The organism is Streptomyces sp. NPDC019890, assembly GCF_044903445.1.
Taxonomy (GTDB): domain Bacteria; phylum Actinomycetota; class Actinomycetes; order Streptomycetales; family Streptomycetaceae; genus Streptomyces.
The window spans coordinates 774,689-793,600 of the sequence record NZ_JBJDQK010000001.1; the positions used below are offsets into that span (position 1 = coordinate 774,689).

Below are 18,912 nucleotides of genomic sequence, written 5' to 3' on the forward strand. Positions count from 1 at the left end.
AGCTGAGGCGCCAGCGGCGATTGCCCCACACCCGGTGCCGTTCCTCGGCCGGAATCGAGTGATGGATCACGTGACTGCCTACGGTGCAACACCAATCGACGTGCCCGTCCTCGTCACCGAACGGCTCCGACTCCGCCCCTTCCACCCCGACGACGTCAACTGGGTGTATGAGCTCTCACTCGACCCGGAGATGCTGCACTGGGTCAGCCTGCCGATCCCCTACGAGCGCAGCCACGCCCAGTTCTTCGTCGAGAACATCGCCATCGCGAGGGCCCGCAATGGGACGGCAGCGAACTTCGTCATCGAAAACGCTGCCACGGGCCAGCCGCTCGGCCGGATCGGCTTGCACCACAAGCCGGACGGAGCTGCCGAGGTCGGTTACTGGCTGGCTGCGCACGCTCGCGGTTCAGGCGTCATGACGGAGGCTGTCCGAACCGCATGCCGGTGGGGATTCTCCCCGGAGGGCATGGGGCTGCGGCGTATCTTGTGGCACGCCCTCGTGGGGAATGTCGGGTCTCGCAAGGTCGCGGAGCGTGCCGGGTTCACCATCCACTCGAAGACGGAAATCCTGTCCTGGCGCGGCCAGCCGAGCGAGAAGTGGTCCGGCGTATTGATCGCTCACCAGTGACGGGATGCGCCACGCCTCGGCTGATTCCTTGTTGCCGCTGCGACTTGTCTCCTCCTATCCTCGATGGCAACGCGTTGATGGAGACGAGTAGCCCGGGATTACGCGAGCTGAGAGAGCTGCCGGTAGCTGTGAAGGCAGTCTCGCGCCCCCTTGGTGAAGACCCTCTTGAGCGCGGGGAGGAACGACCGCCAGGTCCAATGCCCCGCCGGCTGGCCCCCGTCATCGGGCACGAATGAGGCCGCCGCTGTCTGGCGGTGGCAAAGGCGTGGTGGCACCGCGAGTACCCTTCTCGCCCACGCTCCCAAGGGATCATGACGACGCCCCTGGGAGGGCTGCGATGATCCACACGACTAGCCGTGTATTGGTCTCTGACCTGCGACAACACGTAGGCGAGACTGTTTCTGTGTCCGGCTGGGTGAACACGCTCCGGCTGCAGGCCAAGATGCAGTTCGTGGTTGTGCGCGACCACACCGGCATGGTGCAGGTCACCCATCGCCGTGGCGGGGAGGGCGACGAAACCGAGGCCGCCCTGGAAAGCCTGACCACCGAGTCCGCGGTCCGCATCACCGGGCGTGTGGTCGACAACGCGATCGTGAAGCTCGGCGGCCTGGAGCTCATCCCCGAAACCGTCGAGGTCCTGAACCGGGCTGAGACGCCGCTCCCGATCGACGAGCAGACCGGCCTCGAGCACCGTCTGGACTGGCGGTTCCTCGACGTACGGATCCGCCCTCAGGCACAGCTGCTGTTCGCGGCGCAGACCACCTTCGAGCAGGGCATGCGCGAGTACGCCTACAGCCAGGGGTGCACAGAGATGCACACCCCCAAGCTCATGGGCACCGCCTCGGAGTCCGGCGCTGAGGTATTCGAGCTCGGCTACTTCGGCCGCTCCGCCTACTTGGCGCAGTCGCCGCAGTTCTTCAAACAGATGGCGATCGCCGCCGGCATCGACAAGGTCTTCGAGATCGGCCCTGTCTTCCGCGCGGAGCCGTCGTTCACATCCCGGCACGCGACGGAGTTCACCGGCGTGGACGTGGAGCTGGCGTGGATCACGGACGTCGAGGACGTCATGCGCTTCGAGGAGCGCATGCTCGCGCACGGCCTGACCCAAGTCGTCGAGCAGCACGGTGAAGCGATCCGAGAGGTGTTCGGGGTCGAGGTGGCCGTACCTCAGGTGCCGTTCCCGCGTATCACCATGGCCGAGGCTCAGGAGATCTTGCGCGGCAAGGGCTGGGACCGGGAGGGGGTGAAGGAGGACCTGGACCCCGAGGGCGAGCGTGGCGTCGCGGCGCACATCAAGGAGCAGACGGGCCACGAGTTCGTCTTCATCACGCACTATCCCACGAGCATCCGGCCCTTCTACCACATGCGCCCCGCGGACCGGCCTGACCTGACACTGAGCTTCGACCTGCTGTGGAAGGGCTTGGAGATCACCACGGGCGCGCAGCGCGAGCACCGCTACGACGTGCTGGTCAAGCAGGCCGCCGAGAAGGGCATGAGCACAGAGCCGCTGCAGGACTATCTGAACGCCTTCCGCTACGGCTGCCCACCGCACGGCGGTCTGGGCATGGGGCTGGGCCGGGTGCTGATGGTGATGCTCGGCCTGGACTCGATCCGTGAGGCCACGTTCTTGTTCCGTGGCCCGAACCGCCTGACCCCGTAGGCACGTTCATGCAAGAGTGAGGTGCCCGGGTGGCGAGGTAGTCAGGTATGCACCGCCACCCGGGCAGTTCTATGCGGTGTCTGCCTCCGGCTTGCGGAGGGTGTTCTGCTTTCGGCGCGGCCCGTCACCGGCTCCGTTGAGTGGGAGCAGGGATTCCAGGGGTGCGCCGCTGTTCCAGGCGCCGAACAGGTCGCGGTTGATGGCGATGATGTCGTGCCGCACAGCGAGGTCTCGGGCGGCTTTCCCGAACGGGCAGGTGGCGACGAACAGCGCCACATCCGCTTTGTGCTCGAGTTTCGCGGTACCGACGAACTTCTGCATGTCCCCGCTGGGGACGTACCGGTTGGGTGCGTAGTGCTTGACCTGGGCCACCAGGTGTCGGCCGTCGGGAAGTGTGCCAACGACGTCTGCTCCGAGATCGCCCGAGCCTCCGGTGACGGTGACGTTGGTGCAGCCGTCGCGGCGGCACAGTTCGGCGACGTAGTGCTCGAAGTCTTGCCAGCTCATGGCGTCGATGGTGGACATGGAGCGTTCGAGTTCCATGCGGCGGTTCTGTTCGCGCCAGGCGCGGTCCCCGTCCGCTCCCGCTGGTGTGCCTTCCACAGCACCCATCCCACGCCGGTGAGCGCCGTGGCGCACAGGATGGTGATCAGGAGCCAGGGTGACTGCCACAGCACGAAGAGGACCGCCGCCGCGACGGCCGCCGTGAAACTGATGCGCTGCTTGGCTTCGCGGCGTCGCCTGGCCTTACTGCGGCGTCTCTTCTTCGCAGCCATCGAGCCCCCCTCGTTCGTGATCTTCCGGTCAGTGTGGAAGTGGTCCGCCGGGTAGCCAAGAGTGCCTTCTCAGCCACGTCAGTAGCGGACGTTCCGGAGGTCGGTCAGCCACGGCTGCTCGGGGTGTTGGTCCCAGTGCTTTCGGAGCGCCATCTCGCGTGCGCTGTAGCAGCCGAGGTGACACAGCCCCGCGTGCGTGAGGGTGACACTCATGCTGAGCTGGGTTTCGCCGGTGACCCAGTGCGGGGTGAGCGCATGGCTCCACAGCAGGTCGCCGGGCTGCATCCGTACGGAATGGTGCACGTCCTGTGCAAGCGGGGGTGGGTGCTCGGCGGTGAACGCCCCGCTGATGGCGTCGTCGACCGGCACGGCCTGGTCAGGGTCGAGGTAACTGTGGAACGTCTTGATCCCGTCGAGCTGCCAGACCAGGCCGTGCGAGTTGTCGGCGTGGAAGGTGGACGCCGAGCGGTGGCCGGAGATGAACAGGGCGGGGGCGCAGCGGTGCCAGGTGAACCCTTGCGCGGCGAGGAACATCCGCCAGGGGATCATTACCCGTTCCTGGAAGCCAGCCAGGACGCCCGTGTAGAACCGGCTGAGGTTGAAGTGGACGAGCCGGAACGGCCACTCGATGATCTCGGTGACCGGGGCCGTGGTGAAGGCCATGGTTCTCGCCGTCCTGACTGTCGGCGCCAGATCGCCAAGCAGAGCGACCCGAGTCTCAGCGTCATGGCGGACAGCGTCGAGGACCTCAAGGGCGGTCGGCCAAGCGAAGTCGAAGTCGATGAGGGCAGGCCCGACCCGGAAGTTCGGCGGGGTACGCCACCGGTCCAAGAACTCGTCAGTCGTGATCACGTTGGTGGGCATCGAGGTCCTCATGCGCGGTCCGGGCGACAGATCGCTGCGCATTCCGGTGTGACGGAGTCTTGCGGTTCTGCGCTGAGGTAGTCGCGGATGCTGCAGCGGGGTTCTTGGACGCTGACGCCGGCGGTGCCGTAGGGGCAGCGGCGTATCTGGCCTGAGGCCGATACGTACAGGGCCGAGGAGCGGCACGGCTCGTTCTTGGGGTGGAGCTGCATGTCCCGCAGCACGGCTAGATGATGCTGGAAGCGGGGGCTCAACTGAACGTATTTGTTGAGCTGTTGCGCGTCATGGCGCTGTTGGTGGATGTAGTCCCAGGTGGTCAGGCCGGCCCGCTGCTGGCTGGTGCGGTCGAGTGCGACGGGGCTGAACTGGACCTCGACGTCCGCATCGAGGATCTCCTCGTACATGGTGCGGCACTCGTCGTCGGTGAACTGCCAGTACGTGACGTGCAAGACCTTGACTGGTGTGCTGATCGCTTTCAGCGTCGCGATCCCTGTGGTGATGGACCTGGCTGTGCGGCCCAGCTCCATCGCCCCGGCTGAGTCTGCGGAGACTGTGATGTTCGACAGCAGGTGGGAGATCTTCTCCAGGTCGGTGACCTCGGTCAGCGTGCGGGCCGAGGTCACCATGGAGATAGCGATACCGAACTGGTGGGCCAGGCGGACCAGGTCCCGGAGTTGCGGATGGTGTACCGGCTCACCGCCGGTGAGGCAGATCCCTTCGACTCCGATCTCTTTGAGTCTGGACAGGGCTCGGGTGAAGGTCGGGATCTCCAGGAAGCCATGGGCTCGGTCGGCGCGGAAGCAGAATCCGCAGGCGGTCGCGCAGTGCCCCGCGGTGCTGACGAGCGCCGTCTTGAATGGCGTCCGCAGCGAACTGAGCGCGGACGGGGTGGAGTCGAGGGCGCTCATTGCACCCCCGTGTTGTCCCACACCGCGATCTCCACGGTGCTCGTGTAGAAGGCGCACATTTGCGGGTCTGGGGTGTCGCCGCCTATGAGGAGCTGTTCGTTACGGGAGGGGCCGCCGCAGATCGCGAGGGCGGGGCAGGTGCCGCACGCCGGGATCGGGGCGACCTCTTTCGCGATGCCGCTCATCAGACCGGGATCCTGGCGGAGCTCGTCGAGGGTGTGCAGGAAGGTGGGCTCGTCGAAGTTGATGTCGCACAGGCTGATCCGATTGCCGGGCAGCAGCGCGGCGTTCAGTGTGCGGTCGCTCTGCATGTGATCGAAGAGCATGGGCTGGCGACGGTCGAGTGCCTGGAACGCCCGGTCGAGAACGGAGAACATCATGCCGCCGCGGGACAGCGCCACCATCCGGGCCTCGTACAGCTCCTGCGCGAGCTCACGGCCGTCGACGAGCCAGCGGCCCTTCGAAGGGATGGGCGTGTTGGCGTAGATGAATTTCAGGCCCAGCTCGTCGGTGATCCATGAGACGGTCTCGGCGAGACGTCCGATGTTGGCGCTGGTGGGGGTGAGATTGCAGCCCACATGCACGCCTTCTGTGACGACGAGACGGCGGACGTTGCGGCGGATACGGTCGTCGGCCGGCTGGCCCCCGAGCAGTAGCCGGTTCTCAGAGTTGATCGCCGGAGGGCCGTCGATGGATATTCCGACCCCATATTCGTAGCGGACGAAGTGGTCGACCATTGAGTCGGTGAGGTGAGCTCCATTGGTGACGACAGTTCTCCTCACGCGACGTACGCCGTGCTGAGTGGCGAGGTAATCCGCGAGGGCGTCGCCGTACTGCATGAGGTCGAAGCGGATGGTGGGCTCGCCGCCGAACCATTGGAGGGAGACCTCGTCCTGGCCAGCGTTCGCCTCGAAGAGGTAGGTCAGGCCTTCGGCGAGCTCTGCTTCTGTCATGTCGGGCTTGCCGGTGTTGGTCTTGACGAAGCAGTACCCGCACTTCATGTTGCAGCGGTCTGTGAGAACGATGCGGAGTCCGCTGATACGTAGTGGGGCCGGGTCCAAGCCGAGGTCGGTGAGGCGGCGGACGAGTGCTTGGCGGGGGTCGATGGCCGGGCTATCGGGGGCGAAGCCAAGCTCTGCGAGAGCAACGTGGGTACGAGTCGGGGGAACCGCGGAGAGGTCAGCGACCTCTCCGCGGTCGAGGTACACGCTGCTCAGTAAGACCGGGTCGAGGAGCGCGGACTCTCCGTCCCTGTCGTACTGAGCGTACTTCCCCCACAGGAGGTGGGAAGCAGCCATGCGATCAGGCTGCTTCCTCTTCAGCGATCCCCAGATCGGCCATCGCCTTGCGGATGGTCTCCTCGGCGACGGCCTGGAGCTCAGCGGACGCGGCAGGGGAACCACCGTCGGCGAGGGCGATGAGCCCGGGCAGGGTCGGGTTCGGTGCGATCACTGTGATGCCAGCCGGGGCGGTGCTGATGACCATGATGGCGTTGTCGAGCGGCACCCAGCTGGCGTTGTCCTTGAGTGCCTCCATGATCTGGCCCTGCTTAGCCTGGTAGGCGTCCTGCGCGCCCATCCAGACACCGGCCTTGCTCTTCGAGTCGACTACGTCCGCGTAGATCAGGTGGTCATTCTTGGTTCGGCGTGGTGTTGGCATAGCACTCATCTCCTGTCGCTCGCGCGGTCTGTCTCGGATCTGACGTCGTGCTGTGCAGGCCTGCTGTTCGCTGGCCAGTTCACGACTGTGCTCCGGAAGCGTCGGAAGCGCACATCGCGGCGGTGATATCACTGAGGTGATGCGGAGCGTGGCGTGTGAGCAGCAGTGAGGCTCTGCTGTTAGTCCTCGCCTGCTGTTCCGGCCGGAGGGCGCAGCATCGGCCCCGTCAGCTCAGGGGGCGTGTTCACTCCCTCGAGGAGAATGATGATCTTGTCTATGTTTGTGAGACGGCGTGCTCCGGACTCCAGCATCGACAGAAAGGCCTGACTTAGGCCGGTCAACATGGCCAAGTCCTCTTGCCTCAACCCGCCCAGTTTGCTGACTAGTTGGCAGAGGGCCCCGAGTTCTCGTTCTACTAACGCTTGTTGGACATCGGTGTCCAGCCAGAACTGGTGCGGCACCGATTGCTCCACCGGCAATCGCTCCGCCGTGATAGCTATGACCTGTCTAGCAAGCAGTCGGTGGGCCCTGGTCACCCGGCCCGTGGCGACGATGCGGCAGGGCATCAGCACGCGCGCCGACCGGGACGCCGTCTCCCGGCCGGGCCAGAGCTAGCCAGCCGCCTCATCGGCCAGCAGCGGCATCAGCGCCCACTCCACCCGGCCCAAACGCTCCGACATACCCCGCTAGGACGGCCGCGGCGATACGGCCCGCCAGCGGAGACGCAGCCAGGTCAGGAGGAAGGCGGGTTGCCGAGGCCGATCAGCACGCCGATCACGATAAGCGCGATCAGCAGGTAGAACTTTCCCTTGAGGCCCATCCGCCTCCCCCTCCGTCTGCGCCCGCCAGGTCAGGCCCCGGGGCGCTCTATCGCATTGTCAGAACGGTGGCGCCGCATAACAACAACGCTCCACAGCGAGCTTGTTGAACTGACCCGTTCGGTTTGTAGCTCACCGCGCCGGCAGCGTAGCGGTAAGTTCGCTGCCCGCCTCTCAACTCTGCAAACCGCGATTGTCTCGAACGGATACCCTCGATGCGTTCTTGTCCGCCCTCGGCGCCTTTTGTCGTAAGGTGCAGACAGGCGATGAAGGAAGCCGATTTGCGTCCCTTCCTCCTCGGCAGGCCGCCGAAGGCAACGGAGCATGTGCCCCCCGGACAGGACCAAGGCGAAGCCGAGTGATGGGAAGCAGCATGGACTTCCGGCCGATCGAGCGCGCTTCTGAGGCGTTCCAGCAGTCGGTGACCATCGAGGAGATCCAGGGGATCTGCCGACGGATCTTCGGTGCTGGCACCCGGGCCCTGTCTGCCACCGAGTTGGGCGCGGGCATGTACAACAACACCTACCGGATCGAACTCGAAGGCCAGGAGCGGCCGGTCATCCTGCGGGTTGCGCCAGAGCCAGCCCGCCAGTTCCGCTCCGAGCACCAGCTGATGCGCAACGAGTACGCCAGCGTGCCGTGGCTCGCGGTGATCGCACCGCTGATGCCGCAGGTGATCGCTGCGGACTGGTCGCATGAGGTGATCGGCCGGGACTACATGGTCCAGAGTCTCCTCGACGGTGTCCCCGCGCCGGACCGCCTCGGCGACTATCCCCGCACACTCTGGCCGATGTTCTTCCGGCAGATCGGCACGATCGCCCGGGACGTGCACGCGGTACGCGGCCCGCACTTCGGGCCCGTCGCTGGTCCGGCATACGGCACATGGAGCCAGGCGGTGATCGCGTCTCTGGAGGAGATCGCCGCCGACCTGGACAGCGTCGGTTTGGACGGCGCCGACCTGCGCAAGGTCGCCGCCGTGGCCGAGCGTGAGCGTGCCGTCCTCGACGAGATCACCGAACCTCGGCTCTTGAGCGGCGACCTCTGGACGGTCAACGTGATGCTCGATGGAGCCGCGCCGGAGCCGACGATCACCGGGGTGCTCGACATGGACCGCACCTGGTGGGGGGACGGGCCCGCTGACTGGACGATCCGGATGGCGATGGCGAAGCCGGACGAGCGGGAGGCGTTCTGGGAGAGCTACGGCCCACCGGACCGGTCGCCCGCAGCGGTGTGGCGCTCGCGGATCTACGAAGCCCGGCACCTCGGCGCCATCCGCCTGGAGCGCCACCGTCTCTCCAACACCGACGGGGTACACGAGAGCTACTCCGCGATGGGGACGGTGCTGGCCGACCTGACCTGAGACGGCTCACGCCACCAGATCACACCGGGGCCGTTAGCGCCGCATGAAGGATCAGGCCGTGGCGGCTTCTGCACGCGAGCTGCGCTGGGGGCAAGGTCGGGTGGCACTGGCGCGACCGTCGACGGCCGTCGGCAGCGCGCGAGCGCACTGCCCACTCCGCCTCGCGGTACTCCTGTCCGTGAATCCGGCATAGCACGGTCGCGCTCATCACGCCGAGATCAACTCTTAGCGTTACCCCGGACTCAGCCAGCGATTGCGGTAACGGCGATTCGGCTCAGGAGGTGGGCGGTGGGCAGCCGCCGCCTGGCTTCACTCTGCAGACCGGCGAGCGCGGCGTCGTGTCCCGGGTCGCCCAGTTGCAACGCGACTCGGTAGATACGCTGGTAGGTGTCGGTCCAGGCGGGTCGGGCGTGGCATTCCACAGTGGTGAAGTTGGCGGCGCACAGCACTGTGGGCCAGTCAGTGTGGCGGTGCCGCTCGGGCAGCCGTGAGTCACCGGGACTGGCCGGGTGCCAGCCGGTGACGACGAGACGTCCGCCCCGTCGGAGAATCCGGCGGGCCTCGTCGGCTGCGGCTGCGCGGTCGTCGGCGTATTGAAGGGCGTCGATGGAGACGGCCGCCGACACGCTCGCATCGGGGAGCCCGGTGGCGGTCAGGTCGTTCACCACGAAGTGCGCCTTACCGGCCATCCCGAGCGCGGCGGTTCGTTGCCGGGCCTGGGCCACCGCGACCGGCGAGAAGTCGATGCCGACCAGGCTGGCATGTGCTGCGCGGGCCAGCCACAGACCGGGGCCGCCGCGCCCGCATCCGAGATCGGCCAGGACCTCGCCCTCCTCCAACCTCAGGGCAGTGGCGATGTGGTTCAGCAGATCGGTGGAGAGGAAGGAGAACGGCTCGATCTCTGGCGGCAACGCCGGATCGACGATCCGGGATACCCGGCTGAAGCCGCCGGAGCGGGCCTCGCCGCGGAACAGCGCGTCGAACTCGCCTGTCGGCGTTGCCGGGTGCTCCTCTTGCTTGGCGTATGGGGCGCTCGGCTCACGGTGCAACGTCCCTTCCCGGGCCCCGGCCCGGCTCGGCTGCGGCGGGCGATTCAGCGCGGTCTGCGCCGGGGTTCCGGTCACCTCGATAGCGATCTGGGCTAGCAGTCGCTCGGCTCGGCGTTCGACGGTGGCGGCGTCCGATCCGGTGACGATGAGGTGGCCGAGGCGCCCGCGGTTGGTCTGTGCCTGCCCTACGGTCTCGCCGACGGCTGTGCGTAGCCGGACCTCGGGCACGCCCGGGCCCGCCGAGGGCAGGCCGGTCACCGCGACCAGGCGGCCGGCGCGCGGGCTGGTGAGAAACCGTACGGTGGCGTGCTCGTGGCGCGTCGGAGTGAGGTGGGTGGGGCGGCCGAGGGCGGTGTCGAGGAGCGCCGTCCATGGATTGATGCCCAGCGCGTGCTGGAGGAGGACGCCGATGTGTCCGGCGCCGAGGCGGGCACCGATCTCGATGACAGTGCAGCGGCCGTCATCGGTGAGGATGACCTCGGTGTGGGAGGCGCCGTTGTGGATTCCAACTGCGGCGATCGCCCGCTCCACCTCCTGTTGCACGGCCCGTTCGGCGGCAGGCAGCAGGTCGGCGGGCAGGCTGTGACCGACCTCGACCCGGTGCGCACCGGAGGTGAGGGTCTTGCGGGTGGTGCACAGATGCCTCGTCCGGCCGTGCTGGGTGATTGATTCGACGCTGTACTCGGTGCCGTCGGTGTAGTCCTGGACCAAGACGCGTGGATCGAGAGGCATGCCATACATGCCGCGCGGGGCGCTCGCCGCCCGCCAGGCGTTGGCCGCTCGTCCGGGGTTGGTCACGACGGTGACTCCGACGGAGCCCGCGCCGTCGGCGGGCTTGATGACGCACGGGAAGGTGATCTGCCCGGCCTCGCACTGGCGCAGCAGCTCGTTGCGGTCGTCGAGGATGCGGGTGCGGGGCGTGGTGACGCCGTGGCGGGCGAATGCCTCGCTCATGGCGGCCTTGTTGCGGGCGGCGGCTGCGCGGTCCGGGTCATTGCCGGGCAGGTCGAGGGAGGCGCACGCCTGCGCGAGCAGTTCGGTGAGGTACTCGTTGGTGGTGAGCACCGCGTCGGCGCTGATCCGGCGGGCGTAGCCGACGATGTCCTTCAAGGCCCGGTCGGGGCGGGCGAAGTCGGTGAGCAGGCAGCCGGACAGCACTTGTTGGAGTTCGGCGCTGTAGGTGGCGTGCGTGGCGGGATCGGTGGCGGCGTGGACCTGGTAGCCGGAAGCGGCTCCGGTCGCGGCGAGGGCGCGGGACTCGGGGCCGGCTGCCTCCAGCAGCAGGATGCGGGGCGGTCTCACGACAGGTAGTCCGTGCAGCCGCCCTCGCGGACCGTGTCGAGGGTGAAGCAGTGGAAGCCGCCGCCGAACAACCGCCGGTGGCGGTGCCGTACGGGCACCACGGTGAAGCCCTCCGTTTCGAGGATCTTGATCAGGCTCGTGCAGTCCTCGTTGACGAGCACCGTCTCCTCGTCGAGGGACAGGACGTTGAGGTCGATGTACGGGCTGGTGAGGACCAGGTCGGCGTCGTCGTAGGCGGGGAACGCCCCGGGGTCGGGCTCCGGCGGAACAATGAACTTCCACGACCGCAGGGCCTTGGGCAGCAGGTCGCGGAGGCCGTCGTGCCGGGCGAGGAACACCCCCGGCCGCAGCGCCAGCAGCATGGAGTCGATGTGGTTGTCGGCCATCCGGTGCACCCGGTGGATGCGGTACCGGTCGCCGAGGTGCCGCTCCAACCAGTCCGCGCCCTGGCGGTGGTTGTCCTGGGCGATGTTGACCACCAGGTCGCGTCCCAGGCGCAGGACCTGGGCGCCGTCGAGCATCATCTCGAAGCCGACGTCGTACGGGCTCGGCTGCGGGTCGGCGACCGGCTCGGTGGGCCCGCCCAGGGTAGTCGCGGCGTCCCTTGCGTAAGACAGGTCGAAGGAGAGATCGGTGAGGGTGGGGCGCGGCATCGTCGTCCACCGGGCCCCGGCCTCGTAGTACCGGCGGAAGACAGGAGCCAGGAGGCGGGTCTCCAGGTAGCGGGAGCGGATCGCCGGCGGCGTCTCGATGATCTCGTCACCGAGGATCAATGTGTTGTCGCGGATGTTCAGGGCCGGCGTGGGCGCGGCCTGCCAGCCCAGCCCGGCGATGGGCGCGGCGTCCGGCGGCAGCGGCAGGGGCCGGTGCACGGTGACGCCGAAACTGGCGAGCGTGGCGGCCAGGGCATCGACGTCCTGGTGGAGTTCCTCGGTGAAGCGCCGCTTGATGCTCCAGCTCTGTGCGCTGCCGTCGCCGGCGGCGGCCAGGCGAGGGTAGGCCCAGTCGGAGCGGAATCCGGTCAGGTTCTCGTGGTGGAACAGTTCGAAGGTGACGTCACGCTCGTGGGACAGGTAGTTCTCGGCGGAGCCGACGATGATCTCGCGCAGGGGCGTGAAGTCGTCGTAGCTGGTCAGTTGCATGGGGTTCCTCATCTGCGGCGGGGTGGGGACCGGCCGGGCGGTCACCTGGCGCCCGCCGCCGCTGGCAGGCGGCGTTCGGCGAGTTGGCGGCCGCGGCGGGCACACAGCACCACGCCGGCGCTTGTGAGCTGGAGGGTGCGCTGCTCGCTCCACCCGGCGAAGCGGAACTCGCTCTGTCCGACCGGGACAAGAGCGAAGGCCCGGTCGGCGGTGGTCAGGCTCAGATGTCCGTCAGCCTCGGTGACCTGCACGGGCTGAAGTGGACCGTCCAGCGGCTGGTCCTGGTCGAAGTCGGTGAGACCGCGCGGGAGGTCGGCGGTGTACGGGAGCGCGATGGGGCAGGGCGCAGTTGCGGAGGCGGGCCGGTTGAACAGCACGTCGGCGCGGGCGAATGCGACCTGCCAGCCGGCGGGGAACAGCTCGGCCAGCTCGCGGGTGAGCAAGACATCGATGACCGCGTGCACCCGGGTCGCCGGGCCGATGTTGCGTACCAGATGCTCCCGGGAGAAGTCCCCGTACCAGAACTCGCCCGGCTGCCAGCAGTGCTCCACGCCGTCGATGACGAGGACCGCGGCGGGGTGGGTGACGAGCGGGATGTGCAGACGCATGAAGCCTCGGCGCAGGGCGTACTTCGGGTCGCGGTGGGGATGGGAGGCAGCTCCCGGGCCGAGCGCCATCAGCCGTACGGCGTTCAGCGGCGCCGGAATTCCATCGAGGATCTCCCGCAGGTACGGCATCCGCTCCATCCAGACGGTGGGCGCGAAGTCGGCCGGGCCGGGTCCCCCGGGGTCGGTGCGGTCCGCGTCGCCGCCGGGGCTGCGCAGCGGCAGCACTCGCCAGTCGATGGCGGCCGCCTGGCCGATGCCGCCGCCGGGGGCGTGGATGCGCTGGGGCTGCCAGCTGTGGCCGGTGACCTCGGCCAGTTCGATTTCGAGACGGTCGGTGTCGAACGAACGGGCGAGCGGGGCCGCTTCGGCGAGCTGCGCCGGCTGGATGTGGTCGGGTGTGCTCATCACAGATTCCCTCTCCAGGTCCGGGGTCAGCGGGCGTGCTGGGCCGGTACGCCCACGTGGTCGCTCGCGGCGTACGTGTCCGCGGGGACGGCCGCGAAGTGCTTGTCGAGCGCGTCCCACACCGCTTGGCGTTCGGCGTCGGCGGCATAGGCGAGGCAGAACACGAACTGGGCGCGTCCGGGTTCGAGGGGGATGACCGGCATGGAGACGATCACGCCGGTGCGGGTGGCGGGGTCGTAGCCGCAGCCGAGCTCATCGGCGGCCGAGAGGAAGGCGCCGAAGTCGGGGACGGCCCAGGTCGGGGGGATGTGGTACTCCACCACCGACCGCTCGGGCGCGGCTGCGGTGTCGACGATGCGGTGGGCGATGACCTGGTAGATGTGCAGCGAGCCGGATACCTGGGCGTTGACCTCGGTGAACACCAGCCGCCCGTCCCGCGGGGCGATCGCGTCCGCGCTCAGGTGGCCGCGGTATCCGAGCGAGCGGTAGGCCTCGGCCAGCCGCGTCCCGCCGTGAAGGAGCTGCGCGCGGACCGTGTCGTCCACTCCGCGCAGCGGCACGATCTGGTGGCTCAGGCGCCGCCCGACGTACAACAGAGTGCCCATCTCCGTCGGACGCGTTGCGTCGTCGGCGGCGTAGTGCTCGGAGTACACCGACACCGCGTCAGGGACGAACTCCTCGATGACGACCGGGAACCGGCCGGAGGCGGAGGCCCAGTCCCAGCGTTCCTTCCAGTACGCCTCGATCGTCCCCCTGCCCCCGTCGAGGTGGTGCAGGTGGCGGGCGCCGACGTGGTCAGATGTGAGGGAGGCGTCGCTCACCAGGAGCTGGTTGCCCACGCCAGCCCCGTTGTGGGCCTGCTTGACCATGACCGCGTCGGCCTCGTCCAGCAGGGCGGTGGTGGCTTCGATGGCCTCGCGCTCGCTGCGGGCAACGGCGCCAGCGGGGATGGGTACACCGGCTCCGGCCGCGAGCGCCCGGAACGTCGCCTTGTTGTTGCCCAACTCCCCGCCGTCCTGCGCGAAGAAACTGGCCCCTGGGAAACGGTCCGCGATGCCCAGCGCGGCGGCGAAGCGGGCCACGTGCGCCGACGGCCACAGAGCGAAGACCTCCTCCACGGCGTCGAGCCCGCCCTCGCCGAGTGCGTCACGGACTGTACGGACGAACTGGTCACTGGTGAGGCTCTCAGGGTCCAGTAGGCGTCCGCCGTGGCAGCCGGCCGACGGAACCAGAAGGTGCAGGCTGGCCGGATCCACGCCCGTGTAGGAGGACGCGTAGGCGAGGAACTGCCGGTCGGGCTCATCGCACAGCACGACCACGTCGCCTTCGTCAGCAAACCACAGCACGCGCTGTGTCCAGGCCCGCAGGTCGCCGCGGTCGCGGATGGCGGGGTCGATGTGGTTAGCGATCAGGATCCTCAACGGTGTACTCCCAGCTCGGGGCGGAAGACGGCGGGCAGGACGTCGAAGGCGCGCATGGTCGCGGTGCGGCGACGCCGGGGCTCTGCGGCCGCGTTCAGGGGTGCCGGATGCTCCAGCAGGCTGGCCACCAGGGCGCGCAGGGCCATTTGGGCGGGCATGGTGCCGATGCATGCGTGGGTGCCCCAGCCGTAGCCGAGGTGCCGGTTCGGCGAGCGGCCTGGCAGCAGCCGGCCGGGGTCGGGGAACTGGGCCGGGTCGTGGTTGGCGGCGGCGAACAGGACTGTCACGGTCTCGCCCTCCGTCACGGTGACGCCGCCGATCTCGCAGGTCTCAGTTGCGATCCGGCTCGTGCCTTGCACCGGCCCGTCGTAGCGAACGAGTTCGTCGACGCCTGTGCGTAGCAGGTCCTGATCGCGCATCTGCTGAAGGGCGTGTGGGTTGTGCAGCAGGGTGTGCACGGCGTTGCCGATGGCAGCAACCATGGTGCTGTAGCCGCCCTGGAACATCACCCGGGCGGTGTTGCGCACGAACAGGTCGAGGCCGGCACCGGTGCCCTGGCGGGCGTGCTCGCGGACGTGCGATAACAGTCCCGGTCGGCCGCTGGTACGGAACCACGACTCCACCAGCGCGCTCAGCTCCTGCCGGGCGATCCGACCAGGCTCGACAACGGACGAGTCGAGGCCGCCGTCCATGCTCCGCATGATCGCGTCCGACACCTGGGCGAAGGAGCTGTGGTCAGGTTCGTCAACGCCGAGCAGGTCCGAGATAACCGCGATCGACAGCGGCGCGGCTACTTCGGCCATCACATCGAACTCACCGCCGCCAGTGAGCCGACCGAAGCGGGCAGCCAGCAGAGCGCGAGCCCGAAGCTCGATGGCGGTGAGGTCCTGGGCGTGCAGCGCCGTCATGAACAGCGAGCGCACCGGCGCCTGGTGAGGCGGATCCAGCGACTGCACGCTCAAGGACAGCTCGGGCACCTCAGCACCCATACGCCGCCGGTCTCGGGCGAACAGGGCGTAGTCACGCAGCACCGCGACGCAGTCCGCATGTCGCGTCAGGACCCAGGTGCGCATGCCCTCGTGCCAGAAGACCGGGGTGGCCTCCCGCAGTGCGGCAAGTACCGGGTGGGGGTCGGCGAGCGTTGCCGGATCCAGCGGGTCATACGTGAGCATGGGGATCGTGGGTGGCATGGGCTCTCCTTGCGAATCAGGGCGGAGTGTCCAGAGCGGGCCGGGGCCAGTCGGTGCCAACCCCGGCCCGACGCTGGGGATCAGTGGTCGTACGACATGGCCGTCCTCCTTCCCCGTGTATGCCGGATGGCGCCGGTGCAATGGGCCCGGGGGGACAGTCCCCGGGCGGCCCGCCCCTTGGATGGGGCGGCGCGCACCCAACGCAGACGCCTCATAGCTCTGCCGAAACGATGTGTGCCATTGCGCCCGGAACAAGTGACCCGCGGCTGACGTGTCGGCACCCGTTGGCGCGTCGGCCCGTCCATGAGGGTGCTCTGGAATCACCGGAAGGGCACATCTCAGCGGTGATATCACGCGGGTGATACCCGACGGCCTGGAGTTTGACCTGCGTTGTTCCGCCTGCCTTTAGTCGTCGTCTGGGTCTGCGGCCAAGGGGCGCAACATCGGTCCCGTTAGCTCAACAGGCGTGTCCAGTCCCTCAAGCGAATGATGATCTTGTCGATGTTTGTGAGACGGCGCGTCCCGGACTCGTGTCGAGGGAGCGCCGCGCATAACCCCTGATCGGGCATCCCGTAGCCTCCGTTGGTCGGTGATGCCCTCAGACTGGCTCCAGCCAAAGCGAAGGACCCGGACAGTCTGTCCGGGTCCAATTTGTCTTGTTCTAAAGGTTGTTGATTGGTTCGTCAGAAGCTGGTCTTCCCGGCCTCATCCAGTACGGCTTCCCACGGATACCGGCGGCCCGGCATTCCAGCCCGCGGCTCGGCGAGCGGCCACACCTGGTCTCCGTAGATCAACCGCGTCCCCGCATCGCGAAGGGCCTTGATGTGTCCCTCCCACGCGGGGTGGCGGGCGTGCGCGGCGTTCACCCGCGGCCAGATGACAACCGGCAGATCCGGTGTCCCGATAGCCTCGTTGGCCTGTGTCAACGCCTGGTTGTCTGAGATGCCCATAGCCAGCTTGGCGACGGTGTTGGCGCTCGCGGGGGCGACGACATAGCAATCCACTGGGGGGTGCGGCCGTGAGTCGCCGGGGAGACGCGATTCGGTGCGTACGGGCAGACCCGTCAACTTCTCGATCCTGGCAGCCTCTCCGCTGGAACGAAGCCACTCACCCGCTGTCGGCGTGAGCGTGACCGCGACGGTCCAGCCGCATTCGAGGGCGGGAACCACGAGTCCCGTACGCAACTCCTCGATTCCGCCGGCGCCCGAGCCCACGACGCCCAGCACCGCCAACGAGCTTGCGGATCGCGATCGGGATACGCGCCTACGGGGGCTGTCCGCTTCGAAGCGGACTGTGGAACGCTGGTGGGGCGGAGAGTTGAAGGGGCAGCCCCAGCCGGATCAGAGCCGGGTCCTGGAGCACATGTTCAGGCGTCCTATCGCCGAGCTACTTGCCGAGTGGAAGCCTCCGGTCGAACCGGATCCGCCCGCCCTCGCCCGCGTCGCGGATCAGATGCCGGCCCGTGTACTGCTAACCGATCCTCGTAATCGTTACGCGGATTCGGACGACATGGGAAGGCAGGTCGCAATGGCGGCAGATCGTGCACTCCGGTTCGCTGTGATGGCCGAAGGGAACAGTCTCGGACAGGAGTCTCTGGCCCACATTCAAGGTGAGATTGCCCGTATCGCAGCGGACTACCCGCGTGTTCCACTCCACTCCCTCCTCGGGGATCTCATCGAGGTGCAGGACCTCGCGCACCGTCTCCTGGAGAGCGGCAAGGCCAAGCCCACACAGGCCCGAGACCTCTACCTCCAAGCGGCAATGGCTGCCGGGATGCTGTCCAAAGCCAGTCATGATCTTGGTGATCCTCGCTCAGCGATGACTCAAGCTCGGACCGCCTACATCTGCGCCGACCAAGCCGATCACCATCCCATGCGGGCTTGGGTGCGCGGCCTTCAGTCCCTCATCTCCTACTGGGCTGGTCGCCCCGAGGACGCCGTCCGCTACGCGACACTCGGTACTCGTGAGGCCGCACAAGTAACCGGGAGCACCAGCACCTGGCTCGCGTGTCTCGACGCCCGCGCCCACGCTCTCCTCGGCGACCGCGACGCAGCCAATGACGCGATATCCCGTGCCGGAGACAGGCGCGAGAGTGCTGTGCAAGACGACCTCGACAGCATCGGTGGAATCCTCACCTTCCCCAATCCCCGCCACCCGTACTACGTCGCCGAAGCAGAGGTGCTCCTGGGGCAGCATTCAGCCCAAGTTGAACGGAATGCAGAGGAAGCGGTACGCGCCTACGAAACCGCGTCACAGGACGAGTGGGCCTTTGGCGATGAGGCCGGTGCCCGCACCAACCTGGCACTGAGCCGCATAGGGAGCGGCGAACTCGGAGGTGCTGCCGAGGCCATCCGCCCCGTACTCGATCTCCCACCCGCACAACGCAATCACGGCATCATCGTCAGCGCCCGTCGCGTACAGGACGCTCTTTCCGGTCCAGAGACCCGCACCGCCCGGCTCTCCAAAGACCTCCGTACCGAGATTGAGGTGTTCAGTTCGACGCCCACTCCCTCACTGCCGCGATAGGAGCGCCGAGTAGAGTCCCCAGCCATGTACCCGGTCCAGCACTCCACCCCGCGTCTGTCTCTCCGAGAGCTCACCGCGGAGGACGTTGATGGCGTCTTGGCGATCTACGGTGATCCAGAGGCAACCCGGCACTTGTCATTCGAGCCCCGAACCCGCGAGCAGGTTGCGGCTCTCGTCCGGGGAGCAATGGTGGCAGCCAGTGCTGAACCACGCACGGAGTACTCGCTTGCTGTGGCCTCCCGGGAGACTGGTGATCTAATCGGCTTCGCCCGTCTCGCCATGGACCCCCATCAGCAGCGAGCTGCCACGCTGGGGTTTGCGCTGCGTCCGGATGTGTGGGGCCAGGGCGGGGGTGTAGAGACGGTGCGGGCTGTTCTGGCGATCGCCTTCAGCCAACTGGATCTTCACCGAGTTTGGGCTGCACGGTCTCCGGCGAACACGGTGTCTGAAAAGACCCTGCTGCGCGCTGGCTTCGTGGAGGAAGGCCGCATCAGGCAGCACGTATTCGTGCATGGCGCATGGCGGGACTCTGTGACCTACGGAATCGTCGAGGAAGAGTGGCGCGCAGCGTTGTGATGCTGCGCGTGCCGGCTCCT

General features: G+C 67.7%; 17 protein-coding genes. 5 read left to right on the forward strand and 12 right to left on the reverse strand.

Annotated features, from left to right (window positions below; translation table 11 throughout):
• The first annotated feature begins 34 nt into the window (after positions 1-34).
• Entirely contained in the window at positions 35-628 is a 594-nt protein-coding gene (locus ACI2LP_RS03405; protein ID WP_404722844.1) for a GNAT family N-acetyltransferase, read from the forward strand.
• A gap of 337 nt (positions 629-965) precedes the next feature.
• The gene (aspS, locus tag ACI2LP_RS03410; protein ID WP_404722845.1) at positions 966-2,288 is read left to right on the forward strand and encodes an aspartate--tRNA(Asn) ligase; all 1,323 of its coding nucleotides are present in this window, start codon (positions 966-968) and stop codon (positions 2,286-2,288) included.
• A 69-nt stretch (positions 2,289-2,357) separates the two neighbouring features.
• Here aspS and ACI2LP_RS03415 read toward each other — a convergent pair whose 3' ends face one another.
• From ACI2LP_RS03415 to ACI2LP_RS03440, 6 genes are all read right to left on the reverse strand, one after another.
• Entirely contained in the window at positions 2,358-2,891 is a 534-nt protein-coding gene (locus ACI2LP_RS03415; RefSeq protein ID WP_404722846.1) for a restriction endonuclease, read from the reverse strand.
• Positions 2,892-3,142: 251 nt separating this feature from the next.
• Complete coding sequence (locus tag ACI2LP_RS03420; RefSeq protein ID WP_404722847.1) at positions 3,143-3,928, reverse strand: hypothetical protein; 786 nt, start codon at positions 3,926-3,928, stop codon at positions 3,143-3,145.
• 8 nt (positions 3,929-3,936) lie between these two features.
• On the reverse strand, positions 3,937-4,836 hold the full coding sequence (locus ACI2LP_RS03425) for a radical SAM protein (RefSeq protein ID WP_404722848.1): 900 nt from the start codon (positions 4,834-4,836) through the stop codon (positions 3,937-3,939).
• Complete coding sequence (locus ACI2LP_RS03430; protein ID WP_404722849.1) at positions 4,833-6,134, reverse strand: radical SAM protein; 1,302 nt, start codon at positions 6,132-6,134, stop codon at positions 4,833-4,835. The genes ACI2LP_RS03425 and ACI2LP_RS03430 overlap by 4 nt, the downstream gene beginning before the upstream one ends.
• Before the next feature lie 4 nt (positions 6,135-6,138).
• On the reverse strand, positions 6,139-6,495 hold the full coding sequence (locus tag ACI2LP_RS03435) for a hypothetical protein (RefSeq protein WP_404722850.1): 357 nt from the start codon (positions 6,493-6,495) through the stop codon (positions 6,139-6,141).
• A 179-nt stretch (positions 6,496-6,674) separates the two neighbouring features.
• Complete coding sequence (locus tag ACI2LP_RS03440) at positions 6,675-7,061, reverse strand: helix-turn-helix domain-containing protein (RefSeq protein WP_404723046.1); 387 nt, start codon at positions 7,059-7,061, stop codon at positions 6,675-6,677.
• Between the two features lie 613 nt (positions 7,062-7,674).
• Between ACI2LP_RS03440 and ACI2LP_RS03445 the strand changes: the two genes are divergently transcribed.
• A complete protein-coding gene (locus ACI2LP_RS03445; RefSeq protein WP_404722851.1) occupies positions 7,675-8,673 on the forward strand; it encodes a phosphotransferase family protein in 999 nt (332 codons plus the stop codon).
• A gap of 242 nt (positions 8,674-8,915) precedes the next feature.
• Here the strand turns inward: ACI2LP_RS03445 and ACI2LP_RS03450 are convergent, their stop codons facing one another.
• The 6 genes from ACI2LP_RS03450 to ACI2LP_RS03475 all read right to left on the reverse strand — a co-directional run bounded on the left by ACI2LP_RS03450 (position 8,916) and on the right by ACI2LP_RS03475 (position 17,016).
• The gene (locus ACI2LP_RS03450) at positions 8,916-11,024 is read right to left on the reverse strand and encodes an ATP-grasp domain-containing protein (protein WP_404722852.1); all 2,109 of its coding nucleotides are present in this window, start codon (positions 11,022-11,024) and stop codon (positions 8,916-8,918) included.
• Positions 11,021-12,166, reverse strand: coding sequence for a glycine amidinotransferase (locus ACI2LP_RS03455; protein WP_404722853.1), 1,146 nt, complete (start codon positions 12,164-12,166; stop codon positions 11,021-11,023). The genes ACI2LP_RS03450 and ACI2LP_RS03455 overlap by 4 nt, the downstream gene beginning before the upstream one ends.
• 41 nt (positions 12,167-12,207) lie before the next feature.
• On the reverse strand, positions 12,208-13,179 hold the full coding sequence (locus ACI2LP_RS03460; RefSeq protein ID WP_404722854.1) for an aspartyl/asparaginyl beta-hydroxylase domain-containing protein: 972 nt from the start codon (positions 13,177-13,179) through the stop codon (positions 12,208-12,210).
• Between the two features lie 26 nt (positions 13,180-13,205).
• Positions 13,206-14,600, reverse strand: a complete 1,395-nt coding sequence (locus ACI2LP_RS03465; protein WP_404722855.1) for a hypothetical protein — start codon at positions 14,598-14,600, stop codon at positions 13,206-13,208.
• A complete protein-coding gene (locus ACI2LP_RS03470; RefSeq protein ID WP_404722856.1) occupies positions 14,597-15,790 on the reverse strand; it encodes a cytochrome P450 in 1,194 nt (397 codons plus the stop codon). The genes ACI2LP_RS03465 and ACI2LP_RS03470 overlap by 4 nt, the downstream gene beginning before the upstream one ends.
• Before the next feature lie 683 nt (positions 15,791-16,473).
• On the reverse strand, positions 16,474-17,016 hold the full coding sequence (locus tag ACI2LP_RS03475) for a flavoprotein (RefSeq protein WP_404722857.1): 543 nt from the start codon (positions 17,014-17,016) through the stop codon (positions 16,474-16,476).
• Positions 17,017-17,152: 136 nt separating this feature from the next.
• Here ACI2LP_RS03475 and ACI2LP_RS03480 point away from each other — a divergent pair, with 136 nt between their 5' ends.
• Entirely contained in the window at positions 17,153-18,316 is a 1,164-nt protein-coding gene (locus tag ACI2LP_RS03480) for a hypothetical protein (RefSeq protein WP_404722858.1), read from the forward strand.
• Between the two features lie 24 nt (positions 18,317-18,340).
• Positions 18,341-18,892, forward strand: coding sequence for a GNAT family N-acetyltransferase (locus tag ACI2LP_RS03485; RefSeq protein WP_404722859.1), 552 nt, complete (start codon positions 18,341-18,343; stop codon positions 18,890-18,892).
• Positions 18,893-18,912: the final 20 nt, after the last annotated feature.

Excerpts from the sequence above, each read along its gene's own strand:
- ACI2LP_RS03420 (WP_404722847.1), bottom strand. The coding sequence starts at position 3,928 with ATGCCCACCAACGTGATCACGACTGACGAGTTCTTGGACCGGTGGCGT.
- ACI2LP_RS03485 (WP_404722859.1), top strand. The coding sequence starts at position 18,341 with ATGTACCCGGTCCAGCACTCCACCCCGCGTCTGTCTCTCCGAGAGCTC.
- ACI2LP_RS03425 (WP_404722848.1), bottom strand. The coding sequence starts at position 4,836 with ATGAGCGCCCTCGACTCCACCCCGTCCGCGCTCAGTTCGCTGCGGACG.
- aspS (WP_404722845.1), top strand. The coding sequence starts at position 966 with ATGATCCACACGACTAGCCGTGTATTGGTCTCTGACCTGCGACAACAC.
- ACI2LP_RS03435 (WP_404722850.1), bottom strand. The coding sequence starts at position 6,495 with ATGCCAACACCACGCCGAACCAAGAATGACCACCTGATCTACGCGGAC.
- ACI2LP_RS03470 (WP_404722856.1), bottom strand. The coding sequence starts at position 15,790 with ATGCCACCCACGATCCCCATGCTCACGTATGACCCGCTGGATCCGGCA.
- ACI2LP_RS03445 (WP_404722851.1), top strand. The coding sequence starts at position 7,675 with ATGGGAAGCAGCATGGACTTCCGGCCGATCGAGCGCGCTTCTGAGGCG.
- ACI2LP_RS03430 (WP_404722849.1), bottom strand. The coding sequence starts at position 6,134 with ATGGCTGCTTCCCACCTCCTGTGGGGGAAGTACGCTCAGTACGACAGG.
- ACI2LP_RS03480 (WP_404722858.1), top strand. The coding sequence starts at position 17,153 with ATGTTCAGGCGTCCTATCGCCGAGCTACTTGCCGAGTGGAAGCCTCCG.
- ACI2LP_RS03455 (WP_404722853.1), bottom strand. The coding sequence starts at position 12,166 with ATGCAACTGACCAGCTACGACGACTTCACGCCCCTGCGCGAGATCATC.
- ACI2LP_RS03440 (WP_404723046.1), bottom strand. The coding sequence starts at position 7,061 with ATGCCCTGCCGCATCGTCGCCACGGGCCGGGTGACCAGGGCCCACCGA.
- ACI2LP_RS03460 (WP_404722854.1), bottom strand. The coding sequence starts at position 13,179 with ATGAGCACACCCGACCACATCCAGCCGGCGCAGCTCGCCGAAGCGGCC.